Here is a 12103-nt window from a genome sequence, read left to right on the forward strand (position 1 = left end):
CCCAACCAAGATCGCGAATTGATTTTAAGTTGTCTAAGCTTGAGTACCAGGCATCAAATACAACAACTTCGGGTAAAATACCTCGACTTTTACCTAGTTTTGAGCATTTCACGGAAATGCTCATTTTTAGTTTTACCATCGGTCTCTTTATTATAGACTCTATAATCAATAGGAGGAATTGATGCAGTTCTCTTGGCCGAAAGTGCTGAGATTGGAGCCAGCGACTCACACTGTCATGAGATAAGGGCTCCGGAGAAATTCGGACAATTCAAGGCTAGAATAGCGGTTATCAGGAATTATCAGTATAGCGGACTATGCTTGTTTAGGTTTCCTCTTACCTATTAATACATCAAATACCGGATGAATATAATCCAATGTTAGATATCCATTGTCGACTAAAATTTTTTTAGTATCAATAAATTCCATTTCAAATTCGTCTTGATATGTTTGATAAATATATAATGGTGACCAAATAGTGTATTGGTCCCAATCCACACGATCAAATGAAAAAACCATTCTGTGGTATTGAGGACAGCTATCAATAACCGCATGAGTAAAATTCAATTGTTTGAATAAAACTTGTGCTTCAGCATGAGCATATGTTGCACTGGGTATCAAAAAGATAAACACTCCATTGGGAGTTAGCATTTCTAAAATTTTATCTTTAATGTCTTTCTGATTTTCTGTAGTATTTAATTGATGATGAAACCAAATTGCAGAGATTAATTCATATTTATTATTGGATTGATAATTAAGAAAATTATCGCATTCAAAATTAATTTCATCTAATTCGACTTTCTGTTTCGCTTTAGAAATCAAACTGGGGGAAAGATCAACAGCATCCACATGGTTTGCGTAGTCGAGCAACAATTTAGTTAAATCACCAGCACCACATCCAACATCTAGAGCAAAAGACAACTTATCACTACTACATATTTTCTTTAATCCAGTTTGGATACATGCTTTTACAAAGCTAAAAAATTTAATTGCATCTGAATTATCAGCTTTAAAGGCATCATAATTTCCCCAGATGTCTTTCATAGTTTCATCCCTATTTAATTAACTAGATGAGTGGTGTTCACAATCAACGTTCGGTATCTTAACGCATTACACGGACCAGTGTACATTATGTCCTCTAAGGAGGGAAGGAGAAAGTGCATAGTGCATCATAACTAATACCAACTGAATATTGGCAATAACATTCCACCGTTCTAATTTTTCTGCTATGGTTTTTTAGGTATTGACTTTACAGAGTTGCCCGCGTAGCGGGCCTGTACTTGGTTTATTAGTCTCAATGAGTTTGTCACCAACTCATAATATCAAATTGCTCTTTTGGTAAATTACCAACAAGTGCATCTAACTGCTCACTTTCTAATAACCCAGTTTTAGCGTCTGGATATTGAATCACATTCGCACTATTACACAAGCCATAACGAATTGCGTCAATAATATCTTTACCTTGAGCCAGCGCTCCGACAAAGCTTGAACCAAAGGCATCCCCCGCCCCCAATGTATTAATGACATTATTGACTTTCAAGCTCGAATGAAAGTACAGCTGTTCTTTGGTAGCAACATAAACACCTTTATCACCATCAGTAACGACAACAACTTGTGGCCCTAACTTTAATACTTCTTTAAAGAATTGACGTAGACTAAAGGTCACATCTTGATAGCAGATCGGGGCATCGAGCAATAACTCTCCCCCGTCACGCAATTGGTTCGCTATTTTACCGCGGATATCATCATCAAGCTTAATCAATGAGGACATCATTTGTTTTGCCTCATCACTATTAAGAATCAAAGTGTCAATATACGGTAGAGAATCTTTTAAGACATCTGCTCCTTTAGTAAGCTGACTGCTGCCTGGATTCGCTGCAACATTAATGCCCCGAGATTTAGCAAAAGAAACAAGAGAAGGTAGCATCAATGCAGTATCAGCACTCAATGAGGTAATATAGAGCTGGTCAAAACCTGTTAATTTATCGGTCTTAACATCCCCTTGATGCCAGTTCGCATTCGCACCTCGATAAGCCATCACAGTGCGGTCACCACTTGGAGAAGGCACAACGACAGAGGAACCTGTGGCCGTCCCCATATCAACCATAATTTTGGAGATATCTATACCATAGCCTTCTAATTCAGATTGGATAGTACGGCCCGCAATATCATCTCCCACTTTACACAGTACAGAAACATCAAACCCTTGACGCTTTAGAGCGACAGCCGAGTTTGTTGCCCCACCCCCTGAAAACTGGCTTAAACCATCTAGCTCAATCTTCTTACCTTCTTCTAGGAGAATATAAGCCATCCCCCCTCGTTGATTGCGTAAGAACAGTGTTTCCGCATCATGGTAAGAGACAATGATATCTTGCGTTGCGCCACCGATGGTGAGTACTTTCTTCACCCTCTTTCTCCTTTATCATGCTCGATCATTATTATGATTTATACTATTCAATCAGGCTGATATGATACACGAAAACGCCCAAACTGAGTTAGCTTCATATTTCAAGTTTAAATGACATTTTTATTGATAAATGTCCCTCTGTCACTTACACTATGACAAAATGACATTTTTTGATAATTTTGTCACTAAAAGAAAGAAGGAGGTCAGCGCTAAATGAGTCGAATAGGTCGCTATATCACCCAAACAACCACAGGTGAGCGTTTTAAAGCTTATGTGCCACAGCCGTTACCTCCCGCTAACCCCACCCTTGATATCACAGAGCTCTCTGTAGCATTAGAAAAAGCCTCTCTCGCTTTGGGACAACTCGATAACAAAATTGAGTCAATTCCCAATCAGGCTCTTTTTATTTATATGTATATACGTAAAGAAGCACTTTTATCCTCACAGATAGAGGGTACACAATCAACATTGCAAGACCTGCTGACCTTCGAGGCAAAAAATGATAACTATGGCAAGATCGATGATGTTGAAGAAGTCGTAAATTATGTAAAAGCGATGAATTTCGCATTAAATCGTCTAGACAAACTACCCCTCTCTTTACGCTTAATCAAAGAAACACATGCTGTGCTATTGCAAGGGAATCGCGGTGCTCAGTGCTCACCTGGTGAATTTAGAAAAAGTCAAAATTGGATCGGTGGTACACGCCCCAGTAATGCCCTATTTGTTCCCCCTCCTGCACTAGAAATGCTTGAGTGCATGAACGATTTAGAGCTTTTTTTAAATCAAGAAAACCCAAACCTACCTTTACTCATTCGTGCAGGGCTCTCTCACCTTCAGTTTGAAACAATACACCCTTTTCTCGATGGAAATGGGCGTCTTGGAAGATTACTAATCACGCTTATGCTATGTAGTGAGGGCATGCTCTCTCAACCAGCGCTATACCTCAGTCTTTATTTCAAGCAAAATCGGGCAGATTATTATCGCCTACTCAATGAAGTCAGAGAAACTGGCAACTGGGAAGCTTGGTTAGCGTTTTTCTTAAAAGGTGTTCACGAGACCGCAACGATTGCAGTAACGGCAATAAACAATATGAACTCCCTATTTGAAGAAGATTTAAAGAAGATTGGTAGCAAAAAAATCCAACTTAATGGCTTTTCAAAGTCTGCAGAACACCCCCATTGTCAATATCAGCTCTTTAAGCGAACAGGCACAAATCACACCGAGAACCGCCAGGCGCTCAGTAGAAGAGTTAGTTGAACTAGGCATTTTAAAAGAGATTACCGGACTACTTTCTAATCGACATTACTCATATGTAAAATATCTTGAAATCCTAGAAGAAGGTACGACACCACTATAACCATGAAATAAATAGAAAAAGAGAGCAAAAACAGCAATGAATGTTATTTTAACGACAGAATCGCCTTGCCATCCTTGGCAATCAAATGCACTGGTATCTATTGATAAGAACCAGGCTTTTATTCATATCAAAGCCTTGCAATCACAAGAACACATAACAGACACATTACGTAATATTCAAAAAGCAGGACGCAAACTTGCTTCCTGGCAATTAGCAGAGCTACAGTGCGTAGGGGAAAGCTGGAACTTAGAATCACAATGGGCCTTTCATCAAGGTGTAAGTTCACCTAAAAATACAATAACGTTAAATTTTACCGGATCAGACAAAGATTTCACTATCTTAAATCAATTGATTCGAGTCAGTGATTGGGTGAAAACAACAACGAATCGCCCCCCTTCTGACCTTCCTCCCATTGCACTTGCCGAAGAAGCATTACGTTTCATTACAGAGTGTGCGCCTAAGGACACCATCACCAGCGAGATTATCCAAGGAGAGGGGTTAGTTGAAGCAGGCTTAAATGGCACTTATTCGGTAGGGAAAGGCAGTGATCAGTTACCCGCCATATTAAAGCTACACTATCATCCACAAAAAAGTAATAAACAATCTACACCCATTGCAGCTCTCGTCGGTAAAGGCATTACTTTTGACAGTGGTGGTTACAGCTTAAAACAGTCTACTTCTATGCTTGGAATGAAATCTGATATGGGTGGCGCGGCTGTCATCACAGGGGGTCTTGCTTTTGCCATATTGCAAGGCCTGGATCAACCTGTAGACCTTTACCTATGTTGTGCAGAAAATATGGTCAGCGATCATGCTTTTCGTTTGGGTGATATTATTCAGTATCGTAATGGTTTAAATGTAGAAGTGGTTAATACGGATGCCGAAGGCCGATTAGTGTTAGCCGATGGTTTAATTCTTGCCTCCGAATCTGGTGCTCCACTGATCATTGATGCAGCAACACTGACTGGCGGCGCTGCTCGTGCTGTAGGACCAGATTACAATGCAGTAATGGCATTAGATCAAGAAATTTCACAAAAGCTATTAGCAACCGCTGAGTCGGTCAACGAAGCTTACTGGCCTCTCCCACTTGAACCATTCCATAGGGAGAACACACCTTCTGCTTACGCCGATACCGCAAACTCAAGACCAATGCCTGGGGGTGGAAGTTCAGCTGCGAGTAATGCCGCAGGGTTTCTCAGTCGGTTTGTCCCTAATAAGGGTAAAGGTTGGCTACATTTAGATATTGCAGGGCGTGCTTTTATGGATAATGCGAATAATCTCTATGCCGCAGGTGCAACCGCTCATGGTTTTAGAACAATTGCGAAAATGCTGACTAAATAAGATAGCTATATAATCACTGCGTAGCTGAGAAATATTTTCTTAGCTACGGCTTATAATAGACGGTCTAATTAAACTATAGGGAAAGTTAACAAGGCCCTAATAATCGGCTTTGCCAACCTTCTTCATTTTCGCCTGGTATATATTCAACGAACTCAGAAAAGGATTCTGACTCTAAAGTATAAAACATCAATCTATTTGGAATAAGCCTACTCCCCTTATAATATTCACTGAGCGGTAGGTTTTCTTGATCTTGATACTGCTTGGATAACTCTTGATAAACAACATCAAGCTGACTCGTTGATGTTATTTCATTATTAGTATGTGGCCCATAAGCTGTAAATTTAAGTTGATTATGCTTAGGCAATGCCTGCCAATATGAATGATTTTCTTCATTATTAAGTAATTGAATATTACCTTCTATTACAACTTGGCGCTGTTGCAATTCCAACCAAATCACCATAGATGCCTGAGGGTTACTCACTAACTCGGTATACTTTCTTGTCTTTTTTGAAGTAAAAAACAAAAATCCGCGATCATCAAACTCACGAAGAGCAACAACACGACTATGAGGCTGCATTTTTTCATTCTCATTCGCTATTGTTGATAATATCGCTCGATTTGGCGATTGACTGCCTAACTTACATTCTTGATCAACCCATTCCCGCATTAAATCAAAAGGTGAACGCATTATATCTCCCAACCCTTACTCCAACAAAATCAAGCATAGGTATTTTAAAAATTTAAAAACGCATTGATTCTATCGAGTTAATTTTAATCTTTCAATATGGCTTATAAGCGAAGCAGTAAAGAAAAACGAAGGCTGCGAGTTATATCTTATGTGTAGCTGATCTTGGGTTACTTAATATTTTTTTCACGTAATTTTACGTAACTTGGTTCAAGCTGAACACTTAAAACTTGAAAAGGGTTATCTACTTTAAGCTCATCAATCATGTTAATGGCAAATTGAGCTTCCTCGTAGCCTTGTTTTGCCGCTCGTTGATACCACGCCAAGGCGATGCCTCTATTCTTATTAACCAAAATCCCAGCTTCAAACATTCGACCAAGCTGATACTGTGCCGCAGGGTCACCACGATGAGCCTTTTCTGTCGCAAGATAATAGCGTTTAATCGCACGTTTGAGTTTACCTAAATAAAAAGCAGCATCTTTATGCCCTTTCTCAGCAGCAATCCGATACCAACGCACACCCATTTCTATATTCTGGCGGACACCAATACCCACTTCATAACACAAAGCAACTTTCATCGCGTTAATAAAAGCGTCACCTTCACTGCGTGCAGCACGTAAATACCAATGAAAGGCTTGTACTTCATCTTGACGCACACCTTGGCCACTGACGTATAAATCACCTAATCGACTCTGTGCTGCAACATAGCCACGTTTTGCAGCAATAGAATACCAATGTGCGGCTTCTTGCTTGTCTTCCTTTTGACCACAGCCATAATCAAAAATCTGTGCCACACGCATCATCGCAGCTAAGTGGCCTTGTTGAGCTGCTTTGAGGTACCAAAAAATAGATTTCTCTTGATCAATATCGATTCCACGACCATAAAATAATGAATTTCCAATATAAAAGCGGGCTTCACGATGACCATATTTAGCAGCAGCAAGAGCAAGCTCAAACGCCTTATCTAATTGATCTTTCTCAATATATTTTAAAGCAAGCATATACTGGGCATTAGCATCACCTTGCTTGGCTTGCTGTTCGAGATGGCATACCTGACTCATACACACACCCAATAAAACTTTTCTTTGGTACTACTGTCGGCACTATTTGGGGTGATCTTTAATTATTAGAGGGGTGTTTATGAAGGGTAATGCCAATAAATGTTTTAGGGCGCTGAGGACTAGCCGGGCTTCACTTATTAATGATGGGTCGATCAAAATGATACTCAAGAAAAGAGCTTTGTGGCGGGAATCACCACACACCCTGTATAAACGCGCAATTATCGAGTAAAGACATCCACTTTTGCAGGAGGCACATTCAACCAAACTTTTTTAGAATGAGTTAATGTAGCGAGGTCTGGGCAGTAATCATTTTTCCTTTTAAAATCATAAGTAAACTGAATATAACGACCACCAGAAATAAGAGTGTTGGGGATTTGCTTTAAAATATTCATAGCAACAGTATTAGGCAAAGAGCGCAGAGGCAATCCTGAGATCACAGAGCTAATGCTCCCTACCTTGTCGCCTAATAACTTTTCTAAGTCGGCGGCATTGCCATTAATCACCTGAACTTCAGGAAAACGGCTTGCCAACATTTTTTGCCAGATTTTTATCATATTCGATCGCAATCAACTGCTGCGGCGCAACCCCTGAGCGCAATAACTCCTGGGTCACCACCCCCAGTTCCAGCACCTAACTCTACAATATATTGGCCTTTAGTTTGGATTACGTGTGAGACCATCTCACGCACTAAAAAACGTGAGCTGGGCAACACCGCCCTGTTGCTCGAGGGTTAATGATGAGTGCTTTAAAAAACCTAGAGTCAATTCGTGTTTTTCAATCGTATTTTTAACTCCATGGTCAACTTTTTGTAATCGTGAGCTTCTATCACAAGATGATTGCCATAACCATGACCATAAGTGCCTAGACTTTTTTCCCAAGAACTTACTCAATTGCCAAGGATACTTTAAAAACCAATGCCGATTAATCAGTCGGGAGATCAGTTGCCAGGGCGTTGCAATAGATTGACCTGCGGTATGTTCGATAGAAATTGCTTTTTCTTTCAAGGAGTTCCCTCCGGAGTCTCATATTAAATATAGATATATTTCTCTAATCATAAAAGATTTTCACCCCCTAAGCTAGAGACGTAACAAAGAAGCTGAGTCGGTTGCTTTTCTTTATTATAAGAAATAAATGCATAGTGATAGAACAATGCCAGACCATATGAGAGCGACTACACAATACCCCATAATATCGCGAATCTTAAGCCCTGCGATTGCAAGCAAGGGGATTGCCCAAAATGGCTGAATCATATTAGCCCATGCCTCACCCCAAGCAATCGCCATAGCTGCTTTTGCTGGCGCCACACCCAAAGCATGAGCAGCTGGCATAATGTAAGGTCCTTGAATTACCCAGTGACCACCCCCAGAGGGCACAAAAATATTTGTCAATGCAGAGGAATAAAAGGTTAACAGTGGAAATGTTTTTGCTGTCGAAATGTGAACAAACAAGTTTGAAATTGAAGCAGCGAGACCAGAATGAGTTAGCATGCCCATAATACCGGCATAAAAAGGAAACTGCAAAACGACCCCAGAGCAAACTAAAATAGAACGTTTCAAAGCGTCAACATAATCAATTAAGCGACCATAAGCGAGCAACCCTAACCCCATAAAAAGCATATTTACCATATTTATGTTAATGCTTTTCCCTGATAAGAAATAATTAATAATATAGCCTGCGAACATTAACACAATGAGTGTAGACAAAATACGGCTGTTCTCTAGCTTTTCTGCAGGTGTTCTCACTTCGCTTACTCGCAGCTGAGAAGGTGCATCTTCCTCTGTTGCTGCCTTGTTTATCTTATTATCAGTTGATTTTAAGTTCATTAACCAGTTTAATATCGGCAAGGTGCCTATTAAAATTAATACAGGAATGTAGTTCTCATATGAGAAAATTGTTTCTGTAAGAGGTATGACCTTCCCCTGTGTTAACCCAGACAACAACCCGGTGGTATGAGTTGCTATAATTAACGGAATAGAGCCAGACAAACCCGCGTGCCAAACTAAAAAACCTGTGTAGGCAGATGCAACTAACAATGCAAAATTTGCTTCTTTTACCTTTTTAGAAACCTCTCTAGCGATTAGGGCGCCAACAACAAGTCCAAACCCCCAATTGAGCCAGCATGCGATTGAAGAAATGAATGTCGTAAAGATAATCCCTTGGCCCGGCGTTTTAATATATTTAATTAATAATAAAGCTCTATTGACGTATTTACTTTCAGCAAGCGCATATCCAGTTGCGAGGATTAAAACCATTTGCATACCAAAGGCTAATAGAGACCAAAAGCTATCACCCCAGAAATTAAGCATGGTAGCTACAGATTGGTGCTCGATTAAAACTCCAAGAACAAGTGCTAATAAAGTTAAAATAGCGGCAAAAACAAAACTATCGGGCATGTACTTGCGAACAATTTTTGAGAAAAAAATTTCCTAGGTAGCTAATCACCTAGCTCTCCTTATTATAAAAATAATATTTAAGTTGTTTCTTTTCTAAAGTAATAAAGTAAAAGCAATAGCATTAGATTTCAAGTCACCTTAATCCCGTTTAGATGACACAAAGATACATTTTACCCAAGCGACAAAGACAATTATACTTTAGGCAAGCTAGAAAATAATAAAAGATAAAAAAATTGGGTTGGGTATTGCTTGCTAGAAGTTCAATTTAAGAACGTTCATATACGCTACGAACAATTAACGCTATTTGATAATTTAAACCTGTCAATCCATGCTGGTAAAGTCACTTGCCTGCTCGGGCCTTCAGGTGTGGGAAAAACAACTTTATTGCGCCTTATTTCAGGCTTAGAGCACCCTTATTCAGGTCAAGTTTTGATCGATCATCAACACAATAATCATCACCAAAATATCGCCTATATGGCCCAACAAGACTTACTGATGCCTTGGCACACTGTACTCAATAATGTATTAATGCAAGCTAAACTTCAAGGAATAAAACCAAATCCCACTACAGCAAAACAATTACTCAGCCAAGTCGGTCTTGAGCAATCCATTCATGCTTACCCTCATCAATTGTCAGGTGGAATGCGCCAGCGTGCTGCACTCGTTCGGGCCTTATTGCAAAACAAGCCTATTTTGCTAATGGATGAGCCTTTCGCTGCACTTGATATCATCACTAAATACCAATTACACGAACTTTGTTATCCTTATCTTGAAAATAAAACAGTCGTCTTAGTCACTCATGACCCTCTTGAAGCCTTGCGTCTTGGTGATTATATTTATATCTTAAATAATTGCCCTGTTCAATTTAGTAAAGTCGAACCACCATCAACAATCCAACGGCCTAGAGACCCTGAAGATCCAGTCACTATGCAACAGTACGCCGAGTTATTAAAAAGGCTCAGCGCATGAAAAAATCATACACCTCATTTATTTACCGTAGCATAACTCTGTTAATCGGCCTGATCTTATTATGGTCATTAATCGCTTGGTTACTGAAGCTGCCTAGTTTTATTTTACCCACCCCCACTGAGGTTTTTCATTCACTCTGGCTGAACAAAGCACTTATCTGGCAAAATTTTCTCCCGACACTATTTGAGACCTTGCTCGGCCTTGCTTTAGGTACACTGTTTGGCATCAGTATCGCCCTCTTAATGATGGGTTTAAAACTTGCAGAGTTTTGGCTAAGACCTATTTTATTAATCAGTCAAGCGCTACCGACTTTTGCCATCGCTCCTTTATTTGTGATTTGGTTTGGTTATGGTGAAGCATCAAAAGTGGCGACCGCCGTTTTAATGATTTTTTCCCCGTTGCTTCTAACTTTTTTGATGGTTTAAAAAGCACACCACAAGGCTATTTAGATCTTGCTCACACCATGAATGCCAATAAATGGCGAACACTTTGGTATATTCGTATTCCTAAAGCCCTCCCTCAACTTGCCACCGGCATTCGCATTGCAACGGCCATTGCCCCTATCGGTGCAATTGTTGGTGAATGGGTCGGCGCAAGCGCAGGCTTAGGCTTTTTAATGCTTAATGCCAATGCACGTATGCAGATTAGCTTGATGTTTGCTTGTTTGTTTGTTGTGATTCTTTTTTCTCTTATTTTATATAGTATCATTGATAAATTGCTCACGAGGTTCATATTTTGGCAAAAGCATACTTAAGGCCGTTTGTACTCGCATTTTGTTTATTAAGTTTTTTCGGGCTTGTGCAAGCTGCAACAAATACAAATAAACCACTGACTATTGTACTCGATTGGTTTGTTAACCCTGACCATGCTCCATTATTCGTTGCTAAGCAGCAAGGTTTTTTTAAGAAGCATGGTATCCGTGTTAAGATTATCCCGCCAGCAGATGCGTCCGATGGCCCAAAACTTGTAGCAGCGGGTAAAGCTGACTTGGCATTAAACTACCAAAATCAATCAATCATGCAAATCAATAATGGCTTGCCTTTAATACGTGTCGCAACGCTCATCAATCAACCACTAGATACGATTGCCGTTCTTAAAAGCAGTAATATACATAGCATCGATGACTTAAAAGGTAAAACCATTGGCTATTCAACCACAGGTTTTGAAGCGGTAACGATTAAAACCATGCTCGCAAAGCATCATTTAACGACTAAAGACGTCAAGCTCGTCAATGTGAATTATAACTTAATTCAATCGTTAATCACTCATCGTGTTGATGCTACCATTGGCATGATGAGGACCATAGAGCCGATTCAAATGGCATTGCAAGGCTACCCTGCACGCTTATTCTACCCTGAAGATAACGGCGTACCCCATTATGCTGAGCTTATCTTTGAAGCGAATAAGAAAAACATCAATGACCCAAGACTTCCTGCCTTCATTAAGGCACTTCAAGAAGGTGTTGCTTATCTTAAAGAACACCCCAAAAAAACATGGCACGTTTTCGCCAAAAACCACCCTGAACTTAATAATGAATTAAATTATAAGTCCTGGCTGGCCACTTACCCTTACTTTGATGACCATCCTAATCACTACTCGCTGCACCAATATCAGGTTCTATTAAATTATATGAAAAAGCATAAATTAATGAAAAAAAACATTACCCGTTAAAAATTACACAATTGACTTGCTAAATCGTTAGTCACAGCGCTCTTAAACTATAAATTCGCCTGCTAAGTTAGTACTAATGCAAAATAATGCATCGCACCAGCTGATTTTTTTGCCTATTTGTTTAAAGCTCGATAAGATGGAAATCGAATTAAAAATAGCATCAATGGAGCTGTAGTCATGGACAAACATATACATCACTTAACCGGCTTTGGTAATCACTTC

11 protein-coding genes and 1 pseudogene are annotated in these 12103 nt (G+C 39.7%); 5 read left to right on the forward strand and 7 right to left on the reverse strand.

What is annotated here, in order from left to right; translation table 11 throughout:
* Positions 1 to 312: 312 nt before the first annotated feature.
* Entirely contained in the window at positions 313 to 1041 is a 729-nt protein-coding gene (locus BGC07_RS01425; protein ID WP_069311673.1) for a class I SAM-dependent DNA methyltransferase, read from the reverse strand.
* A gap of 262 nt (positions 1042 to 1303) precedes the next feature.
* Positions 1304 to 2404, reverse strand: coding sequence for a carbohydrate kinase family protein (locus BGC07_RS01430; protein WP_069311674.1), 1101 nt, complete (start codon positions 2402 to 2404; stop codon positions 1304 to 1306).
* Positions 2405 to 2617: 213 nt separating this feature from the next.
* Here BGC07_RS01430 and BGC07_RS01435 point away from each other — a divergent pair, with 213 nt between their 5' ends.
* Positions 2618 to 3661, forward strand: coding sequence for a Fic family protein (locus tag BGC07_RS01435; protein WP_139121576.1), 1044 nt, complete (start codon positions 2618 to 2620; stop codon positions 3659 to 3661).
* Between the two features lie 136 nt (positions 3662 to 3797).
* A complete protein-coding gene (pepB, locus tag BGC07_RS01440) occupies positions 3798 to 5102 on the forward strand; it encodes an aminopeptidase PepB (protein WP_069311675.1) in 1305 nt (434 codons plus the stop codon).
* An 85-nt stretch (positions 5103 to 5187) separates the two neighbouring features.
* On the opposite strand, the gene BGC07_RS01445 is transcribed toward pepB, so the two are convergent.
* From BGC07_RS01445 to BGC07_RS01460, 5 genes are all read right to left on the reverse strand, one after another.
* Positions 5188 to 5790 (reverse strand): pyridoxamine 5'-phosphate oxidase family protein, encoded by a 603-nt coding sequence (locus BGC07_RS01445; protein WP_069311676.1) that lies wholly within the window; start codon positions 5788 to 5790, stop codon positions 5188 to 5190.
* Positions 5791 to 5957: 167 nt separating this feature from the next.
* Positions 5958 to 6848 (reverse strand): tetratricopeptide repeat protein, encoded by an 891-nt coding sequence (locus BGC07_RS01450; RefSeq protein ID WP_235602824.1) that lies wholly within the window; start codon positions 6846 to 6848, stop codon positions 5958 to 5960.
* A 218-nt stretch (positions 6849 to 7066) separates the two neighbouring features.
* Positions 7067 to 7402 carry a hypothetical protein gene (locus BGC07_RS21425; protein ID WP_235602825.1) on the reverse strand — a complete coding sequence of 112 codons (336 nt, stop codon included), beginning with the start codon at positions 7400 to 7402 and terminating at the stop codon, positions 7067 to 7069.
* 126 nt (positions 7403 to 7528) lie between these two features.
* Positions 7529 to 7852: a hypothetical protein gene (locus BGC07_RS21430; RefSeq protein WP_235602826.1), complete on the reverse strand. Its 324-nt coding sequence runs from the start codon at positions 7850 to 7852 to the stop codon at positions 7529 to 7531.
* A gap of 114 nt (positions 7853 to 7966) precedes the next feature.
* Positions 7967 to 9271, reverse strand: a complete 1305-nt coding sequence (locus tag BGC07_RS01460; protein WP_317135143.1) for a short-chain fatty acid transporter — start codon at positions 9269 to 9271, stop codon at positions 7967 to 7969.
* 219 nt (positions 9272 to 9490) lie between these two features.
* On the opposite strand from BGC07_RS01460, the gene BGC07_RS01465 reads away from it, so the two are divergent.
* The 3 genes and pseudogenes from BGC07_RS01465 (at position 9491) to BGC07_RS01475 (ending at position 11881) form a co-directional block, all read left to right on the forward strand.
* The gene (locus tag BGC07_RS01465) at positions 9491 to 10210 is read left to right on the forward strand and encodes an ABC transporter ATP-binding protein (protein WP_069311678.1); all 720 of its coding nucleotides are present in this window, start codon (positions 9491 to 9493) and stop codon (positions 10208 to 10210) included.
* A 245-nt stretch (positions 10211 to 10455) separates the two neighbouring features.
* Positions 10456 to 10964 (forward strand): annotated as a pseudogene (locus BGC07_RS21075) (ABC transporter permease).
* Positions 10946 to 11881, forward strand: a complete 936-nt coding sequence (locus BGC07_RS01475) for an ABC transporter substrate-binding protein (RefSeq protein ID WP_069311679.1) — start codon at positions 10946 to 10948, stop codon at positions 11879 to 11881. The pseudogene BGC07_RS21075 and the gene BGC07_RS01475 overlap by 19 nt, the downstream one beginning before the upstream one ends.
* The last annotated feature ends 222 nt before the right edge of the window (positions 11882 to 12103 follow it).

The organism is Piscirickettsia litoralis (assembly GCF_001720395.1).
GTDB classification, from domain to species: domain Bacteria; phylum Pseudomonadota; class Gammaproteobacteria; order Piscirickettsiales; family Piscirickettsiaceae; genus Piscirickettsia; species Piscirickettsia litoralis.